The organism is Streptomyces sp. NPDC056580 (genome assembly GCF_042793175.1).
GTDB lineage: Bacteria > Actinomycetota > Actinomycetes > Streptomycetales > Streptomycetaceae > Streptomyces.
Genome location: NZ_JBHTVE010000005.1, coordinates 257,743 through 277,120 on the forward strand (window position 1 = coordinate 257,743; position 19,378 = coordinate 277,120).

Consider the following 19,378-nt stretch of genomic DNA (forward strand, 5'->3'; position numbering starts at 1 on the left):
TCCGGCGGACCCCCGGGACGTGGATCACTGGAGGTGGCCGTCTCCCCTCCCACCACCGGCCGCCTGTGCGGGCAGCGCCAACTGGTGGGCGACGACCGGGCCTCCGCCTGCGGCCTCATGGCCGTCGCGGCACCACCGGCGTGCTCTGCCGCGCCGGCGCCGTCCCGGTGGCCCGCCGCGCCCGTCCCGTCCCGTCCCGGCTGCCGGCGAGCGAACCCTTACGGACCCGTGACGCGCCGCCCGCCGGTCGGGGCCGGCGGCCGGACGCGGCCTAGCGTGGGCGTATGCGCGTACTGGTCACCGGCGGCGCCGGGTTCATCGGGTCCCATGTCGTCGACGCCCTGCGGGCACACGGGCACGAGCCGGTCGTGTACGACGTCCGGGACGACCCCGGCGCCGACGTGCGCGACCCGGCGGCGGTCGCCCGCGCGCTCGCCGGGACGGACGCGGTCTGCCACCAGGCCGCCATGGTGGGCCTCGGCGACGGCGTCGCGGACGCGGCCGGGTACGTCTCGCACAACGACCTGGGCACCGCCGTCCTGCTCGCCGCGATGGCCGGGGCGGCCGTGCGGCGGCTGGTGCTGGCGGGCTCGATGGTGGTGTACGGGGAGGGCCGCTACGAGTGCCCGGCGCACGGCGTCGTGCGTCCCGGACCGCGCGCCGAAGCCGGGCTGGCGGCCGGGCGCTTCGAACCGGACTGCCCGCTCTGCGGCGCCGAACTGGCCCCGGGACTGGTCGCCGAGGACGCCCCGGCCGACCCGCGCAACGTCTACGCCGCCACCAAGCTCGCCCAGGAGCACCTGTCCGCCGCGTGGGCGCGCTGCACCGGCGGTACGGCCGTCTCGCTGCGCTACCACAACGTGTACGGCCCCCGGATGCCCCGCGACACCCCCTACGCCGGCGTCGCCTCCTTCTTCCGCTCGGCCCTCGAACGCGGCGAGCCGCCAAGGGTGTTCGAGGACGGGCGGCAGCGCAGGGACTTCGTCCACGTGCGTGACGTGGCCGCCGCCAACGTGACCGCGCTGGAGGCCGGGGGGCGCCCCGGAACGCTCACCGCGTACAACACCGGCAGCGGTGAGCCGCACACGGTCGGCGAACTGGCCGCCGCCCTCGCCGCGGCCCACGGCGGCCCCGAGCCGCTGGTCACCGGCGAGTACCGGCTGGGCGACGTCCGCCACATCACGGCGGACTCCTCCCGCCTGCGCGCGGAACTCGGCTGGCGGCCGGAGACCGGCTTCGAGGCGGGTATGCGGGAGTTCGCCCGGAACCGCTGAGCCGACGCGGGCGGCGCGGCCGTGCCCCGGCGCCCCCGGGCGCCAGGGCGGGGGGCGCGCTCCGGTTCGTGCCGGACGGCCTCGTCAACCCTGCGCCCGGCCGGCGCGCCGGCCGGGCGGACGCGTCCGCGGACCCGGCCCTACGGCCCGGCCGCCGGCAGGGTCACCTCGAAGCGGCAGCCGCCCGGGATGTTGCGCACCGAGGCGTGGCCCTGGTGCGCCTCCACGATCCCGCGGACGATCGCCAGACCGAGCCCCGCCCCCGCCGGGGGCGTCCGGGCGTCCGTGCCCCGCCAGCCGGTGTCGAAGACGCGGGGCAGGTCCTCCTCCGGGATGCCGCCGCAGCCGTCCGTGACCGACAGCAGCACGCCCCCGGGCGCGCGCTCGGCGGCGACGGCGACCGTGCCGTCGGCGGGGGTGCGGCGGATCGCGTTCACCAGCAGGTTGGCCAGCACCCGGCTCATCTCCCTGCCGTCGACCTCCACCGGCACCGGCTCCACCCCGTCCCCCACCAGCCGCACGCCGTGCTCGCGGGCGAGCGGGCCCACGCCCGCGAGGGCGTCGCCGACCAGGTCGTACACGGAGACGCGGGCCGGACTGAGGGGGAGCGTGCCGGCGTGGATGCGGGAGAGCTCGAAGAGGTCGCCGACCATGTCGTTGAGGCGCTCCACCTCGGTGCGGATCTGCCTGAGGTAGCGGTCCGGATCGGTGGCCACCTTGTCCTCCAGCGCCTCCGACATGGCGCGCAGCCCGGCGAGCGGGGTGCGCAGGTCGTGTGAGATCCAGGCGACCAGCTCGCGGCGGGAGGTCTCCAGCGCGCGTTCGCGGTCCCGGGACGCGGCCAGCCGGGCGCTGGTGGCGGCCAGCTCGCGGCTGAGCGCGTCCAGCTCGGCGGTGGCCGGGGCGGCGGGCGCGGCGAAGGCGCCGCCGTCGCCGAAGTTCCGTGCGGCGTCCGTGAGTTCCCGGCTGCGGGCGACCACCCAGCGGCCCAGCAGCAGTGCGGTGCCCAGCGAGACGACGGCCGCCATGGCGACCACCGCGGTCACGACCCGCAGGTCGTGGGCGGACAGGAACATCGCCCGGGCCACCGCCATGGTCCCGGCGAGCATGGCCAGCACCCCGACGGCGGCCACCACGGCGAGCGAGACGGTGAGCGAGCGCCTGCGGATCAGGCGCAGCACGGCCGCGCCCGCGAGACCGGTGGCGGCGGCGCCGAGGAAGGCGTAGAGGGCGATGAGGAGGTTGTCGCGCACGTCAGACCGCCTCCTTCCCGGTGGCGTCGAAGCGGTAGCCGACGCCCCACACGGTCTGGATGAGCCGGGGCCGGGCCGGATCGTCCTCGACCTTGCCGCGCAGCCGGCGGACGTGGACGGTGACGGTCGACAGGTCGCCGAAGTCCCAGCCCCACACCTCCCGCATCAGCTCCTCCCGGCCGAACGCCCGCCCCGGGTGGCGCAGGAAGAAGGCGAGCAGGTCGAACTCGCGCAGGGTGAGCAGCAGTTCGTCACCGTTCTTGGTGGCGCGGCGGGCCTCCGGGTCGACGGCCAGGCCGGCCGCCGCGAGCCGGCCGCGCGGCACGGCGGGCCGGACGCGGCGCAGCACCGACTCGACCCGCAGCACCAGTTCGCGCGGGCTGAACGGCTTGGTGACGTAGTCGTCGGCGCCGACCTCCAGGCCGAGGACGCGGTCGTCCTCGTCGCCGCGCGCGGTGAGCATGACGACCGGCACCTGACCCCGCTCGCGCAGCCGGCGGCACACCTCCAGGCCGTCCATGCCGGGCAGCATCAGGTCGAGCACCACCAGGTCCGGCCGGTGCCGGGCGGCCCGCTCGAGGGCGGCGGGACCGTCGCCGGCGCGGTCCACGGCGAACCCGGCACGGTCCAGATACCCCGCGACGACCTCGGCGACGGTCGGGTCGTCGTCCACGACGAGGATCCGGCCCCGGGTGTCCGGCCGCCCCCCGGTGTCCGGTGATGCGTGTGGCTGCTGCATGCCCCCACCCTGGCACCGCGCCGCCGCCGAGGCCCGGTCCCGGGCGCGACGTCCGGGTTTCGTAAGGAGCGGGTGTCCGGTTCGTCATGGTTCGGCTTCGTAAGGTGAACGCCGTGACCACCTCACCGTCCTCCACCGGCGTGGATGTCGTCCTGCCCTGTCTGAACGAGGCCGGGGCGCTGCCCTGGGTCCTGGAGCGCGTACCGCCCGGCTGGCGCGCCCTCGTCGTCGACAACGGGTCCACCGACGGCTCCGCCGCCCTCGCCCGTTCCCTCGGCGCCACCGTCGTGCGCGAGGAGCGGCGCGGTTTCGGCGCCGCCTGCCACGCGGGGCTGCTGGCCGCCACCGCGGACGTGGTCTGCTTCTGCGACTGCGACGCCTCCCTGGACCCCGCGCACCTGGTCCCGTTCGTCCACGAGGTGCGCGAAGGCGGGGCCGACCTGGTCCTCGGCCGGCGCCGCCCGCAGGCCCGGGGCGCCTGGCCGGCCCACGCGCGCGCCGCCAACCTGGTGCTCGCCCGCCTGCTGCGCCGCCGCACCGGGCTGCGCCTGCACGACCTCGGCCCGCTGCGCGCCGCCCGCCGGGAGGCGCTGCTGGACCTCGGCCTCACCGACCGGCGCAGCGGCTACCCCCTGCAGATGGTGGTCCGCGCCGCCGACGCCGGCTGGCGTGTCGCCGAGCACGACGTCCCCTACCTGCCCCGTACCGGCGCCTCCAAGGTCACCGGCACCTGGCGCGGCACATGGCACGCCGTGCGGGACATGAGAGCGGTCCTGGGCGAGCCGCCCGTCGTGCGGTCCCGGCCGCGCACCGGCGGTGGCTGACCGCGCCGTGCCCCGTGTCCCCGAGGAGTCGCACCGTCCCGCGCCGCACAAGGAGACCCGACCATGACCGTCCTCCTGGTCATCGCCAAGGAGCCCCTGCCCGGCAGGGTCAAGACCCGCCTCACCCCGCCCTTCAGCCCCGCCCAGGCCGCCGCCCTCGCCGAGGCGGCCCTCGCCGACACCCTGCGCGCCGTGGCGGAGACCCCCGCCGGCCGCAGGCTCCTCGTCCTGGACGGCCGCCCCGGCCCCTGGCTGCCGCCCGGCTTCGACGTCGTGCCCCAGTGCGCGGGCGGCCTCGACGAACGCCTCGCCGACGCCTTCGCCCACTGCTCCGGCCCGGCCCTGCTGATCGGCATGGACACCCCGCAGGTCACCCCCGCCCTGCTCACCGTGGACTTCTCGGACTGCGACGCCTGCTTCGGCCCGGCCGAGGACGGCGGGTTCTGGGCGCTGGGCCTGGCCCGCCCCGAACCCGCACTGCTGCGCGGTGTGCCCATGTCGACGCCGGTGACCGGGGCCGTGCAGCGGGAGCGGCTGGTGTCCGCCGGGCTGCGGGTGCGCGACCTGCCGCGGCTGCGGGACGTCGACACCGCCGCCGACGCCCGCGCCGTCGCCGCCCTCGCCCCGCACGGCGCCTTCGCCGCGCGGCTGGCCGACTGCGCGGCCGGCCGGTGAGCCCGGCCGGCGCCCCGCCCGCCTGGGCGGCCTCCGACCCGTACGCGGCCGCCCTGCGCAGCGGCCGGGGCCCGCTGTTCCTGCGCCGCGCCGACGGCCGGCTGCTGCCGCTCGAGGTGGAGCGGTGGTGCGCGGAGGCGGACGCCGTGGACCGGGCGGTGCTGGCCCGCTGCGAGGGCGCCGTGCTGGACGTCGGCTGCGGCCCGGGCCGGCTGGTCGCGGAACTCGCCGCCCAGGGCCGCACGGTCCTCGGCGTCGACGTCTGCGAGGCCGCCGTCACCCGGACCGTGGCCGTGGGCGGCCAGGCGCTGCGCCGCTCGGTGTTCGGCCCGCTGCCCGGCGAGGGCCGCTGGGAGACCGTCCTGCTCATGGACGGCAACATCGGCATCGGCGGCGACCCGCCCGCGCTGCTGCGCCGGATGCGCCGACTGCTGCGTCCCGGCGGCCTCCTGGTGGCCGAGACCGACCCGGCGGACGTCGACGAGCGCGCCGAGGTGCGGGTCGTCGGCCACGGCCGGGAGGCGTCCGGGGAGCCGTTCCCGTGGGCCTGGACCGGCGCCCCGGCCCTGCTCGGGACGGCGGAGCGGGCCGGGTGGCGGACGGCCGCTCAGTGGACGGCGGGCGGGCGGTGCTTCGTCGCCCTGCGCGCCCTGAGTCCCCGCAGCGCCAGCAGCAGCGCCGAGCCGCCGAAGAGCACCGCCGTCATCAGCAGCCAGCGGCCGAGGTAGACGTCCGCCGACTGCCCGGTGGCCAGGCGGTACCGCTCGTCCACCAGGTTCAGCACCAGCGGGAACCAGACGAGCAGCAGCAGTCCCGACAGCAGGGCCGGCACCCGCACGTAGCAGGTCAGCTCGCGTCGCCCGGCCGCGCCGAGCCCGCGGACGACCGCCCGGTCCGCCGCCGTGTACAACGGCAGGAGCACCAGGTCGTGCAGCAGCGCGGCCCCCACGATCCACAGCGCGATCGCGCGCCAGTCACCGGCGAACAGCCGCACCCCCGCATACCCGGCGACCGCGAACGTGCAGGCCAACAGCAGCAGTTGGAACGGACTGCCGACCGCGGGGCGGCGCATCACAGGTCTCCGAAGGTCAGCCGGGCCACCCACTTGGTGTTGAGCACGCCGGGCGCGGCGGGCACGATGACGCGCGCCGGACTGCCGTGGTCCAGGGACAGGTCCTCGCCGTTGACCGACAGGGCGAGCAAGGAGCGGCCGTCGGCCACCTGGTTGGCGCGCAGGGCCGCGCGGCGGAAGGCGCCGTGCCGCTGCAGGGACTCGACCAGCACGTCCGGCGCCGCGCCGTCGTGGCCGACGAGCGCCGCGAGATCGCGCAGCCGCACCCCGCGCCACCACTGGTCGGCGGTCGACCAGCCCTCCACGCACGCGATGGGCAGCGACGAGCTGTGCTGGGGGAGGCGCAGCAGCTCGGCCCGGCTGAGGCGCACCGTGCCGGTCCGCCCGGTGACGACGAGCCGCCATGCCTCCGCGCCGGTCTCGGCCGGGTCGATCCCGGCGTACGCGGCCGTCTTGTTGATCTGGAACCCGTTCGGACCGCCGCCCGGGTCGGGGCCGCCGTGCGGCGCGAGCGGCGCGGTGCGGCGGAACGGGCCGCCCAGGCTCTGGCCCACGGTGGTCAGGAACAGCAGCAGCGAGCCGCCGCCGGCCAGCCACAGCGCTCCGCGCCGGGAGACGGTGGGCGGGTCGGGGCGCGGGGCGGTCAGGTCGCTCTCCGGCTGCTCGCGCAGCCGCCGCCGTACGGTGCGCACGGCGGCCGGCGCCTTGAGCACGGCGTGCGCCGTGAACGCGGCGAAGAACACCCAGGCCCCGTAGAAGTGCAGCGGGTAGAAGGAGCCCGGGAAGACGTAGGCGAGCTGGATGTTGAGCACCCCGGTGGTGAACTCGAACAGCCCGCCGCCGACGAGCAGCAGCAGCGAGAGCCGCTCCAGCGCGTGCGCCAGGGAACGGGCCGGCGGCAGCGTGAACAGCCGGGGCACCACCGACCACAGCTTGGCCAGCAGGACCGGTACCAGGGTGACGCCGAGGGTGACGTGGACGCCCTGGGTGAACCGGTACAGCCACACCGGGCCGGTCGGCCAGGGGAAGAGGTAGAACCCGAGGACGCCCTTGTCCGGCGTGGTGTCGTTCACCGGGGACAGGTCCGGGTTGTAGGCGGCGTACGACACCAGGCCGGTCACGAACAGCACGGTGACGCCCGCGAGCAGCACGAGACCGAGCACCGAGGTGAACCAGGGCCCGCGCAGGGGGCTACGCCAGAAGCCGGGGGCGGTGGGGAGCCGGGGATGGTCGCGCATGTCCCGACGGTAGGCCGGGAGGAGCCCCGGAAGGCGCCCTCGACCGGTGACGAAACGCTGACGTCCGCCCCGTACGACGGCCTCGGCGCGGCCGTGCGGCCTAACGTGCCGACGTGACCCGCTCCCTCCGCAGTGACGCCGGCCGCGACCCGCGCCGTGCTCCCGGCCGCGGCCCGCGCGGCGACACCGGCCGCGGCCCGCGCCGTGACCTGTACGCGGCCGGCGCCGCCGCCCTGCTGGTGACGGCCGCCGTGCTGGCAGGCCGCCGCATCCAGTCCACCCGGCACACCCTGTTCGTGCACTGGCCGCCGCTGCTGGCCGAGTGGGACCCGCACCTGGGCCCCGGCACCCCGGCCGCCGTGCTCCTCGCCGCGGCCGGGGTGGCGTACGGGCCGTCGCTCGCCGCCCGCCTGCCCTGGCGCGCGCTGCTCGCGGCGGCCTGGGCGGCGGCGACGGCCTGGATCCTCTCCCTCGCGCTGGTCGACGGCTGGCACCGGGGCGTCGCGGGCCGGCTCACCACCCGTGAGGAGTACCTCCGGGTCATCGGTCGCTTCCACGACCTCCCGGCCGCCCTGCGCGACTTCACCCGGCACATCGTCGCCGGCGCCCCCGACCCCTGGCCGGCCCATGTCGCCGGGCACCCGCCCGGCGCCACGCTCACCTTCGTCCTCCTCGACCGGGCCGGGCTGCGCGGGGGCGGCTGGGCCGGGCTGTGGTGCGTGCTCACCGGCGCCACGGCCTGCGTGGCCGTCCTGGTCGCGGTGCGGGCCCTGGCCGGTGAGACGCTCGCCCGCCGCGCCGCGCCCTTCCTGGTCCTGGCCCCGGCCGCGGTCTGGACGGGCACCTCGGCGGACGGCTGGTTCGCGGCGGCCGCGGCCTGGGCGGTGGCCCTGCTGGCGCTCGCGGTCACCCGGCGCTCCCTGCCGTGGGCGGCCGCCTCGGGCCTGCTGTTCGGCCTGACCTGCTACCTGTCGTACGGGCTCACGCTGATGGCCCTGCCCGGCGCCGCGGTGCTGTGGACGGCCCGGGACGGGGTGCGCCGGCGTCCCGTGCTGCTGCTGGCCCTGCTCGCCGGACTGGCCGTCGTACCGGCGGTGTTCACGCTCGCCGGGTTCGACTGGTGGACGGCGTACCGCCTGCTGGAGATCCGTTACCGCCAGGGCGTCGGCGGCATCCGGCCCTACGGCTACTGGGTGTGGGCCAACCTGGCCGCCACCGCGCTCATCACGGGCCCGGCGACGGTCGCGGGCCTGCGCCGGACCGCCACGGTCCTCGCCCACCGCGCGCCCCCCGCCACCGCCCGCCTCGCGGTCCTCGTCTGCGCCGCCCTCCTCGCCCTGCTGGCCGCCGACCTCTCCGGGATGAGCAAGGCCGAGACCGAGCGGATCTGGCTGCCGTTCGCGGTGTGGCTGCTCCCGGCCTGCGCGTACCTTCCGCGCCCCCGGGCCTGGCTCACGGCCCAGGCGCTGCTCGCCCTGCTCCTGAACCACCTGCTGCTGACCGGATGGTGACGGGGCGAAGCCCGGCGCCCGTGGAAGGACGGGGTCGGGGACGCCGGTCCACAGCCTGTGGACGACGGCGTTCAGGGCCCGTCGCGAACTCGGCCTCCTCGCCCGGAGGGCGGTCGCCTCCGCGACCCGCCCTAGTAGTCCTCCACCACCGGCCGGCCGCGGCCCGGCTCGGTCAGTTGGGCCGTCTCGGCGCGCACCGTCAGCACGTCGCCGATGAACAGGTCGTAGACCAGGATGCCGATCACGCCGCCGACCAGCGGCCCGACGATCGGGATCCACCAGTACGCGCTGAACGAGCCGGCCACACTGCCCGGGAAGGCCAGACTGTCCCAGCCCGCCGCCCAGGTGAACAGCCGCGGCCCGAAGTCGCGGGCCGGGTTGATGGCGTAGCCCGCGTTCGCGCCGTACGAGATGCCGATCGCGGCGACGACGAAGCCGACGATCAGCGGAGCGAGGTTGGCCTTCACGGCCTGGTTGCGCAGGTCGAGGACGGCGGCGATCAGCATCAGCAGGAAGGCCGTGCCGACGATCTGGTCGATCAGCGGTCCCCAGATCCCGCCGTGGAAATACGGGGCCGGGAAGGTCGCGAAGATGGAGAACGTGGTGTTGGTGTGCCCGTTCACCTTCGGGCCCGGGACCACGGCGTCGAAGGCGTTGATCGCCTGGTGGTAGACCAGGTAGACCAGCGCCGCCCCGGCGAACGCGCCCACGATCTGCGCGAACCAGTACGGCAGCACCTTGACCCAGGGGAACCCGCGGCGCACGGCCATGGCCAGCGTCACCGCCGGGTTGATGTGGGCGCCGCTGACTCCTCCGGCCACGTAGACGCCGAAGACGACGGCGAAGGCCCAGCCCCAGGTGACCAGCAGCCAGTCACCGGCCGCGAGGAAGATCGTCGTGGGGGTGGCGGCACGGCCCGAGCCGGGCAGTGCCGCGACCGCCGTCGCGACCGAGCCGCAGCCGAAGGAGATCAGGACGAAGGTCCCCAGGAACTCCGCCAGACACTCGCCCAGCAGCCCTCCCCGGCTCCTGAGCCGGGAGGGCTTGATGAGCGAAGGTATGTCCACAGCCATTGAGGCCCCCTCGCAGAGAGCAATGCGGCCAACATCACCATATTGGCCCACAAATGCTCTTCACGCAGGGCAACGCTCGGTAGCCCGTCCCGCCTGTGCTTCAGCTGTCGAGGTCGTCGGCGTAGTGCCGAAACCCGCGCCGGTCGCGGTGCATGGCCCACAGGGTGTCCGCCAGCACGGCCGGGTCCTTGCGCACGTGCCCGGGCGTGATCGACCCCGGGATCACCAGTTGGGCGACGTGGATGCCCTCACCGACCAGCCGGTCGTGCAGCAGGTGCCCGTACGCGCTCTCCGCGGCGAACGCGATGGAGGTGCCGGCCCGGTCCGGATGGGGCACGGCCGCCGTACCGCCGTTGACGAGGAGGATGGTCCCGCGGCCCAGCTCCCGCATGCCCGGCAGCACCTGCTGCACCGCCACGACCGGGCCGTACACCGAGAACTGGATGGGCCCGAGCAGGTCCCGGTGCCCGGTCTCCAGCACCGGCCGCATGAAGTCCCGGTGCGGCACCGGGCTGTACTGCAGCACCTCCACGGTCCCCAGGGCGCCGCCCGCGTCACGCAGCGCGGCCGCCAGCTCCTCCGGCCGGCGCACGTCGGCGGCGAAGCCGCGCGCGGTGACCCCGTCCCCGGCCAGCTCGCGGACCAGGTCGTCCAGCCGGCCCGGATCGCGCGCGAGGAGCGCGACGTCGTACCCCTCGCGCCCGAACCTGCGGGCGACGGCGGCCCCGAGCCCGGGCCCGGCCCCGACGACGGCGATGACACTCACGGTAGGAATCCTCCTCGTCCCACGGCCGCCCCACCACCCGCACGCCGGCGGGACCGCCGCCCGGGCCGCGGCGCGGGTTCCCCGTCACCCGCCGGCGACGCCCGGGAACCCCTCCCGCGCGCTCTCTCCCCGGTCCTGCCGGATCCGCTCCACCTGCACGGCGCTGACGGCCCGCACCGCGACCGCCCCCGCCACGGCGGCCCCGACCACGGCGGCGTCGGCGGCGAGCAGCGGCCAGACCCCGTGGTAGGCCCGCGCGATGATCTCGTCGGTGGAGTCGCGGGACACGATCCCGGCCCCGCCGAGCATGCCGGCCAGCCACAGCGCCCACCACACGTTGACCGAGCCGGGCAGCCTGCGTTCCGGGGCGGTGGCCCGGAAGGCGTCCGCGACGATCCCGCGCGGGAACCAGAGGTTCACGACGGGCACGATCCACCCGAGGTACACCCAGATCCCGAGGTACTTCGGCGTCCGCCCCGACAGCATCCGCGCGTTGTCCCGCACCCGCCACAGCCAGGCCAGGAACAGCAGCGCGCACACGAAGGCGACACCGCCGCCCACCGAGGTCACGACGTGGTACGAGTCCTCCAGCCCGGTGAGCGGCCGGTGCACCCCGCCGCCCTGGTCCGGCGGCCCCGAGGCGGGCTCCCCCGCCGCGGCCAGCCTGATCTCCCAGACCCCCCGCACCAGCCAGGCGGCCCCGGCGGCCAGCAGCGCGCCGGCGGTCAGCACGCCGAACGTCCGGACGGGCCGCGTCCTGGGCCGCACGCGCGCGGCCGCCTCCCCCGTGAGTTCATCCACGGGCCCATCCTGACGCATCGCCCGCTCAGCTCGCGAAGAACTCCTCGTCGAGCGCGATCTCCTGCAGCCGGTCCAGGCTGAGCTCCGGGCGGGGACGGGTCACCGGAGTGCTCTCCGCGTAGGAGTTGATCTCACGGACCGTCACTCGGCGCCCGTCCGTCCGGAGGGTGTCGACCAGCCAGACCGAGGCGGGGCCGCCCTTCTCCGAACGGGTCCTGACCCGCTTGATCCTGGTGCCGTCGGGCAGGGTCCCGGCCTCGCAGTCGTCCGGGACGCCGGCGCAGCCCATGTGGCGGGCGAGGAGCGGGGTCATGTCGTACTGGACGTCGACCTCCACCATGTTCCTGCCCCGGCCGTCGTCGTGGACCAACTGGACGATGCCCGCGCCGCTGTTGATGTCGGAGACGGTGCCCCGGGGCAGGTGGGACCGCAGGACCCTGGTCAGGCGGGCGCCGTCGGCCCGGTCGGTGCGGGCCGGGTCGCCGGGAGCGGTGTCCCGGGCCGGCAGCGCCTCGATCGCCCTGTTCCACGCCGGGCTGCGCACGATCGCCGTGAGCTGGGCGGTCGACAGCAGGGGGTCGGCTCCCCCGGTGGCGCCCTTCTCGCCGCCGCCGCCGAACTCCTGTGCCGTGAGCTGCGCTCCGCCGGCGGTCGTCAGGACCACGTACCAGCGCTTCTGGCCGGTGTCGCTGCTGGGATAGGTGAAGGACTCGGTGGTGCTGAGCACGGCACCGCCGGGGAGCTTGCGGGTGGTGCACTTGTCGTACGGCCGCACCTCCACCGGCAGGCACCCGCTCGCGCCCTGCTGGTCGGCGGGGAGACCGGAGGACAGCCGCGCGATGCTGATGTCGACGCCGGACGATCCGGCCGCGGTGGAGTACGTGAGCTTGGCCCTGGGCCAGACGTCCGGTCCGTCGGACCGGGAGCCGCGGCCCGAGGCCGCGGACACCGTGCCGCCGGGCGGCAGCAGGCTCTTCAGGATGCGGACCATCTCCTCGCCGCTGATCGACGACGGGGCCTGGGCGGAAGATGCGGTGCCGGCGGAGGCGGGGGCGCCCGCCGAGGCCTCGGCGCCGAGCCGGCCGCCGGTTCCGCGCCAGGTGCCGAGGGCGTCCGTGGCCGTCAGCGTGCCGCCCACGGCGACCACCGTGACGGCCGCGGCGGCGATCCGGGCGGCGCCGATCAGGCGCATCCGGCGGCCCCGGGCGACGGAGCGGTTCACCAGGTCGGCCGAGTGGGGCGGGAACTCGTCGCTCGCCCCGCGCAGGGCGTGGGTCACGCGTTCCTCGAAGTCGTCGGTGCGGTCCTCGTCGCGTCGCATGGCGGGGTGTGGTCTCCGTTCGTCGGGGGAGGTCGGTGGGACGGCTCCGGATCCGTCAGGCGGCCAGGTCGGCCAACTGGCCGCCGAGGAGCGTGCGCAGCCGGTGCAGGGCGCGCTTGCTCTGGGCCCGGACGGCTCCGGGGGACATCCGCAGGACCTGTGCGGTGTCGTCCACCGAGCGGTCCTCCCAGTAGCGGAGCACCAGCACGGCACGGTCCCTGGCGGTCATCCGCGCGAGCCCGTCCAGCAGGGCCATGCGCAGTTCCGCGTCCCGGGCCGGTCCGGCGGCGTCCGGCAGCCGGTCGCTGGGGCGCTCGGTGGAGCTGCGGAGCCGGCGCTGGGAGAGGAAGGTCCGCACCAGCACGGTGTCGGCGTAGGCCACCGGTGAGCCCGCGCGGCTGACCCGCCGCCAGGAGCGGTACATCTTGGCCAGGGTCTCCTGCACCAGGTCCTCGGCGAGGTGCCAGTCGCCCGTGAGCAGGCACGCGGTGCGGAACAGCGGTCCGCTGCGGGCGGTCGCGAACTCCAGGTAGTCCGCAGGTGCTTCCCTCACCGTGTGTCCCTTCGTGGTCGGACGTCACCCTTTACACGCGACGGGGGCACGGCCGCGTTACGGGTACGCGGCCACCGCCCGGAAAAAGGCCCCGGCCCGGGCACCGTCGTGCGGTGTCCGGGCCGGGGCCCCGGTGCGGGAGGTCAGGTTCTGACCGTGAGGTGGAGCCAGGAGCTCCAGGTGGACAGGTTGGCGGTGTCCGTCTCGCCGTGCACGTACTCGGTGCGGACGCGGAAGCGGTGGCCCGTGGCGTTGGTGAGGGTCAGCTTCGTCACCACGGTGCTGTGCGCGTCGAGGGTGAAGCAGCCCGACGTGGTGAGCGTGTGCCAGGCGCCGCCGTAGTACTCCTGGGCCTGGAAGCGCGCGCACTGGCCGGGCTTGGCGGGCGTCACGGTCGCGGTCACCTGGGGCTTCACCGTGTGGTGGTAGACGCGGTAGGTGGTGCCGCCGTACGTGGTGCTCGTGTAGTAGCCGCTGAGCTTCTCGGCGACCTTCGCGTAGGCGGAGACGGCGCGGGCCGCCGTCGCCGGGGCGTAGCGGTAGTCGCCGGCGTAGGACGCCGTGAAGGTGGTGCCGCGGCTGAGCCGGTACGTCGCCGACAGGTTGCCCTTGCCGTCCACCGTGCCGGTCTTGAGCAGGGTCCTGGCGCCGCCGCCGGGCTGGGCGTACAGCGAGACCGTGCGGCCGTTGTACGTGGTGCCGAGGTGGGCGGTGACGGTGGCCGTCGCGCCGTACGCGTACGTGGACGCGCCGGTCGAGACGGTCAGGGCCGTCCTGGCCCGGGAGACCTGGACGATCGCGGAGGCGGTGGCCGCCTGGTGGGAGGCGTCCCCGGGGTAGCTGACCGTGTAGGTGTCGGAGCCGCCGACGGCCGGTGTGTCCTCGACGGTGATCGTGCCGTCGGTGCCCACGGGCGCGGTCCAGGTCACGGGCGTCGTGGTGTGGGCGGCGTCCGTGCGGGAGACGGTGACCTTCTCACCCGCGGTGTAGGGCGCGTCGTCGAGCGAGCCGGTGAAGGACAGCGCGGCGGCGCGGACGGCGGTGCCGGGCGCCTTCAGCGTCAGGGCCGGGGCGTACGGCGAGACCTGCACGGACGCGTCGGAGGACGTCGGCTGGTGCGTGACGTCCCCCGCGTACGACAGGTGGTAGGTGAACCTGCCGGAGGCGTCGGGGGCGTCCCGGACGGTGAACTCGGTGGTGGCCGGGTCCACCGGGACCGGCGGGAGGTCCTCGGTCTCCTGGGTGTCCTCGTTCGTCCTGGAGACCTGGACGGTGGTGCCCTGCGGCAGGCCGCCGAGGCCCGGTTGGCTGGTGAGCGAGCCGGTGAAGGCCACCGCGTGCGGCGTCGCCGAGCTGATCTCCGGGAACGGGATGGTGGTGGCCAGCCGCGCCACGTGCACCGTCAGCGAAGCCGAAGCGGCCCGGTGCGCGGCGTCACCCGCGTAGCTCACCTGGTAGGTGTACGCGCCCTCCTCCGGCCGGGTGTCGCCGACGGTGAACGATCCGTCGGCGCCGACCTCGGCGTCGGGCAGTGCCGTGCCGTCACGGGTGACCTGGAGCGGGGCGCCGGCGGGGACGGAGCCCCTGGTGCTCAGCGACCCGGTGACCGTGTACCGCTCGGTGGGGACCGCGTACCGCGGGTGGGTCAGGGAGAGCTCGGTGTCGGTGAGTTTCGCGCCGCCGAGCACGTTGAGGGTGTAGGCGCCCGCGGAGTCCCGGGTGACGGCGTAGAGGGTCGCCCCGTCGGCTCCCCAGGCCAGCCCGTCCGGGGCCAGGGTGCCGGACGGGAAGGTGGGGTGGTTCTCGGCGGTGGTGTTCGAGCCGGCGTACACGTAGATTCCGGCGCCGGAGCCGGCCGAGCTGCCCACGGCGATCGTCCCGTCGGCGTCGGCCGCCAGGGAGTTGGGGCCGGAGTACACCCCGCCGGCGTAGTACACGGCGGGATCGGCCGGGCTCAGGTCCGAGGTGCCGTAGACGTGCGGGGCCGGCTGCTGGACGGCGGCGAGCAGGACCCGCCCGCCGTCGCCGGTGACCTGGAAACCGGTCGCCGTGCCGCCGTACACCTCGGTGTCCGCCCTGACCGAAGCGGTTTCGGAGGAGACGTCGAAGGTGGCCACGTGGCTGAGGCTGCCCTGGGGCTCCTCGGCCGCGAGCACTCCGCCGCCGGCGGCGAGCAGGGGCGCGGCCGCCCACTGCGACATCGACGGCTGTCCGGTCGCCACCGGGTCGGCGGCCGACGGGTCCACGGAGCCGATGGCCCCCTTGCCGCCGGCCGTGTGCCCGTACCAGACCCGGCCGCCCGCCACCGCGACGGAGACCGGGGCGCTGCCGGCGCCGGTCGGCCAGCGGGTGGACTCGGCGAGGTCCGCCGTGTCGATGGCGGCGACGGCGTCCCCGTCGGCCAGGGCCGCGTAGAGGGTGCCGCCGTCGGCCGACAGGGCCAGGCCGGTGGCGCCCTGCTCACCGGTGATGGTGGTGACCGGGGCGCCGTTCAGGTCGGTCACCACGATGCCGTCCGAACCGGCGCCCTGGCTGAGGAAGATGTGCCGGTGGGCGGTGTCCACCAGCATGTGGGAGTAGTGGGCCAGCGGCAGCGGCGCGGTGCCGTCGGCCTGGGCGGCGGCTCCGGTGAGGCCGACGGTGGCGGTGGTCAGCCCCGCGACGACCGATATCGCCGTCGCGAGCGGGACCCGCTTGTGCATGGTGTTCCTCGGGTGGAGTAGTGGATCAGGTCCGGACGATATCGCCCGGCGCCGACGGCCCCGGCGGCGGCGCCCGCGGCCGGCGGTGTGCCGCCCGCCCCCCGGGAGCACGGCTCAGGCCATCCAGAAGAAGACCGCCGTCATCCGCTTCTGCGCCTGCTCGCGGCCGAAGTAACCCGTCGCGCTGTGCACCAGGTTGGCGTTGTACAGGAGCAGCCGGTTGTACCGGTGCGGGACGCGGACGTCCTCCTCGAAGGCGTCGGCGGCCACGAAGCGGGTGCCCAGCGCCTCCACCAGGTTGTTGTGCGGCGCCTGGACGACGTTGCCGCCGAGCCGGCCGCCGGGCAGGGACTGGCGGTAGAAGCTGGTGCCGCAGTCCTTGGGCCCGTCCGGGTTGAGGTACAGCACGGCCGCGTACCGGCACAGCGCGCGCGAGTCGGTGTGCGGGCGGGGCTCGCTCTCGCCCTCGCCGACCACCTGTACGCAGTTGTGGTTCAGGGTGCCGCCGCCGGGGGTCTGCTGGACCCACAGCCTCCGGGCCCCGGTCGCCTGCCGCACCAGCCGTTCCACACGGGCGAGTTCCGGGGCTTCGAGGCCGGGCATGGCGCGCATCCCTGGCCAGGTCTCGGCGGTGTACGGATAGCCCCTGGTCCAGTCGTCCCTGGCCAGGCACCGCTCGCGTACGGCGTCGGGGTCCGGGAGGACGTCGTCCAGCACCCAGTAGTCACGGCCCCTGGTGGGCTTGCGGTAGGGCAGCACGGGCAGCGCGGCGGGCGTCCCGGGGGACGGTGGTGGGGGCATGCCGCGAATCTAGGACCGCCCCCGGTCTGCCTTCTCCCGACGGAGGGTCAACCTTCGCCCAGCCATTTGCCATCTACATTTATCGATCGCCAACGGATCGCAATCACCGGCCGCCGGCGCCCGCCGTCGGAAGCCGCGCGGAGTTTTTACCCTCAGCACAGAAACGATCGGCCTTCGCATCCGTACTGCTGTGCGTCCGAACTGCCCGCGTAACGACGTGGGCGGGCTCCACGACCGGGCAGGAGGCACGGTGCGCTTTTCGCGGAACGCGACGGGAACTCTCTTCGTGGGCGGTGCGATGGCCCTGACACTCGGCGCGCTCGCCTACCCGAGCATGCTCGGCCTGAACACCGTCTCCACCTCCCAGACACGGATCATCGCCCAGACCCAGTGGGGGCCGCTCACCGAGGGCGACCGGGACTTCGTGGTCAGGGTGCGGGCCGCCGGCCTGTGGGAGTACCCGCTCGGCCAGATCGGGCTGCAGAAGGGCGCCTCGAAGGGCGTCCTGGAGGCCAGCAAGCACCTGGTCGACGGGCACGCCGCGCTGGACGCGAGCTGCCGCAAGATCGCGCCGATGCTGAACATCACCCTGCCCAACGTGGCCAGCCCCCAGCAGGAGGGCTTCGTCACCCAGCTCAAGGCGGAGAGCGGCAAGGCGTTCGACACCGACTTCGCCAACATCCTGCGGATGACGCACGGCTCCATCTTCAACTCGATCGCCAAGATCCGCTCCACCACCAAGAACTCGCTGGTGCGCGCCCTCGCCGACCAGGCCAACGACACCGTGCTGGATCACATGACGGTGATGGAGAAGACCGGCCTGGTCGACTTCGACCAGACCATCTTCCAGCAGACGACCCCGCCGAAGCTGCCCTCCGACAACCTCACCCCGCCCCCGCCGCCCGCGGGCCAGCCGGAGGTGGTGCTCACCCCGCCGCCGAACGCCACCTCCACCCCGCTGAACCTCAGCGGCCTGACCGGTGACGCCGGCGGCAACGCGCCGGCGCCCACGCCCACTCCGACCGTGGGCTAGCCCAGCCACACCGTGGTGTCCGGCGGGAGCGACCCGGCCGCCGGGAGCGGGGTGCTGGCGAGCAGCACCTCACCCGGCGGCAGCGGCACGGGCCGACCGGTGAGGTTGGTGACGCAGCGCCAGGTCTCGGTACGGGCGAAGTCGAGGACGCCGGCGGGGGCGCCGGGCGTCCAGGTCAGCGCCTCGCCCTCCAGCAGCTTCCGGCGCAGCCGCAGGGCGGTGCGGTACAGCTCCAGGGTGGAGCCCTCGGCGCCGGCCTGCGCCGCCACGGCGTACGCGGCGAAGGACTCCGGCTGCGGCAGCCAGGCGGCCCCCGGCCCGAAGCCGTACGACGGCCCGTCCGGCGTCCAGGGCAGCGGCACCCGGCAGCCGTCGCGGCCTTTGCGGACGCGGCCGGTCTGCTCCCAGATCGGGTCCTGCAGCACCTCGGTGGGCAGGTCGGCGACCTCGGGCAGGCCGAGTTCCTCGCCCTGGTAGACGTACGCGGAGCCGGGCAGCGCCAGCATCAGCAGGGTCGCGGCCCGGGCCCGGCGCAGCCCCGCCTCCGGGTCGACGGCGGGGGCCCTGCCGCCGGACAGCAGCCAGGCGTTCTCGTCGGTGCCGGGCGGCAGCAGCAGACGGGAGGCGTGCCGTACGACGTCGTGGTTGGAGAGCACCCAGGTGGCCGAGGCGCCGACGGTGCGGGCGGTGGCGAGCGAGCCGGTGATGACCTCCCGCAGCTCCTCTGCGTCCCATCCGGCCTGCAGGTACTCGAAGTTGAAGGCCTGACCCAGTTCGTCGGGGCGGGCGTACAGCGCGCGGCGGGCGTCGGGGACCCAGGCCTCGGCGACCGCGGTGCGGGGCGGGGTGTAGGCGTCGAAGATCTTGCGCCAGTCCCGGTAGATCTCGTGGACCTCGTCGCGGTCCCAGTAGGGGTGGCTGCCGGGCGCCACCCGCAGCAGGGCCTCCTCGCCGGTCGCGCCGACGCCGCCGACGTCCCGGAGCGGTTCGGTGAGGTCCTTGGCCAGGCCGTGCGCGACGTCGACGCGGAAGCCGTCGACACCGCGGTCGGACCAGAACCGCAGCGTGGTGCGGAAGTCGGCGCGCACCTCCTCGTTCTCCCAGTTCAGGTCGGGCTGTTCGGGCGCGAAGAGGTGCAGGTACCACTCGCCGTCGGCGGTCCGCCGCCAGGCGCTCCCGCCGAACACCGACTGCCAGTCGGCGGGCGGCAGTTCGCCGTGGGCGCCACGGCCGGGCCGGAAGACGTAGCGGTCCCGGGCGGCGGAACCGGGGCCGGCCCGCAGGGCCTCCTGGAACCAGGGGTGCCGGTCCGAGGTGTGGTTGGGGACGATGTCGACGACGACCTTCAGGCCGAGCCGGTGGGCCTCGGCCACCAGGGCGTCGAAGTCGTCCAGGGTGCCGAGCCGGGGGTCGACGTCCCGGGGGTCGGCGACGTCGTAGCCGCCGTCGGCCAGTTCGGAGGGGTAGAAGGGGCTCAGCCACAGGGCGTCCACGCCGAGCGTGGCGAGGTGGTCCAGGCGCTGGGTGACGCCCCGGAGGTCGCCGAGCCCGTCGCCGTCGGCGTCGGCGAAGCTGCGCGGATACACCTGGTAGACGACGGCCTGGCGCCACCAGTCGGGGTTCCGGGACGAGAGGTCTGCCATGCGGGCTCCCTTCGGGAAGACGACAGTACAGAGACTGTCCACATTGCCCGGAAAGGGAACCTTCGGATGATGGGGAGAGGATCATTCCCCGTGTGATGG

General features: G+C 75.2%; 17 protein-coding genes. 6 read left to right on the plus strand and 11 right to left on the minus strand.

Annotated features, from left to right (window positions below; all coding sequences use genetic code 11):
- Positions 1-284 precede the first annotated feature (284 nt).
- On the plus strand, positions 285-1,274 hold the full coding sequence (locus ACFQ9Z_RS12570; protein WP_383015141.1) for an NAD-dependent epimerase/dehydratase family protein: 990 nt from the start codon (positions 285-287) through the stop codon (positions 1,272-1,274).
- Positions 1,275-1,414: 140 nt separating this feature from the next.
- Here the strand turns inward: ACFQ9Z_RS12570 and ACFQ9Z_RS12575 are convergent, their stop codons facing one another.
- Positions 1,415-2,527, minus strand: coding sequence for a sensor histidine kinase (locus ACFQ9Z_RS12575; protein WP_383015144.1), 1,113 nt, complete (start codon positions 2,525-2,527; stop codon positions 1,415-1,417).
- A 1-nt stretch (position 2,528) separates the two neighbouring features.
- Positions 2,529-3,266: a response regulator transcription factor gene (locus ACFQ9Z_RS12580; RefSeq protein ID WP_383015147.1), complete on the minus strand. Its 738-nt coding sequence runs from the start codon at positions 3,264-3,266 to the stop codon at positions 2,529-2,531.
- Between the two features lie 104 nt (positions 3,267-3,370).
- Between ACFQ9Z_RS12580 and ACFQ9Z_RS12585 the strand changes: the two genes are divergently transcribed.
- The 3 genes from ACFQ9Z_RS12585 (at position 3,371) to ACFQ9Z_RS12595 (ending at position 5,493) form a co-directional block, all read left to right on the plus strand.
- Entirely contained in the window at positions 3,371-4,090 is a 720-nt protein-coding gene (locus tag ACFQ9Z_RS12585; RefSeq protein ID WP_383015150.1) for a glycosyltransferase family 2 protein, read from the plus strand.
- 63 nt (positions 4,091-4,153) lie between these two features.
- On the plus strand, positions 4,154-4,765 hold the full coding sequence (locus ACFQ9Z_RS12590; protein WP_383015153.1) for a DUF2064 domain-containing protein: 612 nt from the start codon (positions 4,154-4,156) through the stop codon (positions 4,763-4,765).
- The gene (locus ACFQ9Z_RS12595) at positions 4,762-5,493 is read left to right on the plus strand and encodes a methyltransferase domain-containing protein (protein WP_383015156.1); all 732 of its coding nucleotides are present in this window, start codon (positions 4,762-4,764) and stop codon (positions 5,491-5,493) included. Before ACFQ9Z_RS12590 ends, ACFQ9Z_RS12595 begins: the two co-directional genes overlap by 4 nt.
- 343 nt (positions 5,494-5,836) lie before the next feature.
- Here ACFQ9Z_RS12595 and ACFQ9Z_RS12600 read toward each other — a convergent pair whose 3' ends face one another.
- Complete coding sequence (locus ACFQ9Z_RS12600) at positions 5,837-7,075, minus strand: molybdopterin-dependent oxidoreductase (protein WP_383015158.1); 1,239 nt, start codon at positions 7,073-7,075, stop codon at positions 5,837-5,839.
- Between the two features lie 113 nt (positions 7,076-7,188).
- Here ACFQ9Z_RS12600 and ACFQ9Z_RS12605 point away from each other — a divergent pair, with 113 nt between their 5' ends.
- Entirely contained in the window at positions 7,189-8,586 is a 1,398-nt protein-coding gene (locus ACFQ9Z_RS12605) for a hypothetical protein (RefSeq protein WP_383015161.1), read from the plus strand.
- A gap of 131 nt (positions 8,587-8,717) precedes the next feature.
- Here the strand turns inward: ACFQ9Z_RS12605 and ACFQ9Z_RS12610 are convergent, their stop codons facing one another.
- The 7 genes from ACFQ9Z_RS12610 to ACFQ9Z_RS12640 all read right to left on the minus strand — a co-directional run bounded on the left by ACFQ9Z_RS12610 (position 8,718) and on the right by ACFQ9Z_RS12640 (position 16,603).
- Positions 8,718-9,659, minus strand: coding sequence for an MIP/aquaporin family protein (locus tag ACFQ9Z_RS12610; RefSeq protein ID WP_383015164.1), 942 nt, complete (start codon positions 9,657-9,659; stop codon positions 8,718-8,720).
- A 100-nt stretch (positions 9,660-9,759) separates the two neighbouring features.
- Complete coding sequence (locus ACFQ9Z_RS12615) at positions 9,760-10,425, minus strand: SDR family NAD(P)-dependent oxidoreductase (RefSeq protein WP_383015167.1); 666 nt, start codon at positions 10,423-10,425, stop codon at positions 9,760-9,762.
- 84 nt (positions 10,426-10,509) lie between these two features.
- Entirely contained in the window at positions 10,510-11,226 is a 717-nt protein-coding gene (locus ACFQ9Z_RS12620) for a DUF4328 domain-containing protein (protein ID WP_383015170.1), read from the minus strand.
- A 25-nt stretch (positions 11,227-11,251) separates the two neighbouring features.
- Positions 11,252-12,547, minus strand: a complete 1,296-nt coding sequence (locus ACFQ9Z_RS12625; protein WP_383015173.1) for a hypothetical protein — start codon at positions 12,545-12,547, stop codon at positions 11,252-11,254.
- A gap of 55 nt (positions 12,548-12,602) precedes the next feature.
- Positions 12,603-13,100 carry a SigE family RNA polymerase sigma factor gene (locus ACFQ9Z_RS12630; RefSeq protein WP_383015176.1) on the minus strand — a complete coding sequence of 166 codons (498 nt, stop codon included), beginning with the start codon at positions 13,098-13,100 and terminating at the stop codon, positions 12,603-12,605.
- A 143-nt stretch (positions 13,101-13,243) separates the two neighbouring features.
- Positions 13,244-15,802 carry a YncE family protein gene (locus ACFQ9Z_RS12635; protein WP_383015179.1) on the minus strand — a complete coding sequence of 853 codons (2,559 nt, stop codon included), beginning with the start codon at positions 15,800-15,802 and terminating at the stop codon, positions 13,244-13,246.
- Between the two features lie 114 nt (positions 15,803-15,916).
- Positions 15,917-16,603 (minus strand): DUF6445 family protein, encoded by a 687-nt coding sequence (locus tag ACFQ9Z_RS12640; protein ID WP_383015182.1) that lies wholly within the window; start codon positions 16,601-16,603, stop codon positions 15,917-15,919.
- A 298-nt stretch (positions 16,604-16,901) separates the two neighbouring features.
- Between ACFQ9Z_RS12640 and ACFQ9Z_RS12645 the strand changes: the two genes are divergently transcribed.
- Positions 16,902-17,636, plus strand: a complete 735-nt coding sequence (locus ACFQ9Z_RS12645; RefSeq protein ID WP_383015826.1) for a DUF4142 domain-containing protein — start codon at positions 16,902-16,904, stop codon at positions 17,634-17,636.
- Here the strand turns inward: ACFQ9Z_RS12645 and ACFQ9Z_RS12650 are convergent.
- Positions 17,633-19,279: a glycoside hydrolase family 13 protein gene (locus ACFQ9Z_RS12650; protein ID WP_383015185.1), complete on the minus strand. Its 1,647-nt coding sequence runs from the start codon at positions 19,277-19,279 to the stop codon at positions 17,633-17,635. The two genes, ACFQ9Z_RS12645 and ACFQ9Z_RS12650, sit on opposite strands and share 4 nt — an antisense overlap.
- Positions 19,280-19,378 lie beyond the last annotated feature (99 nt).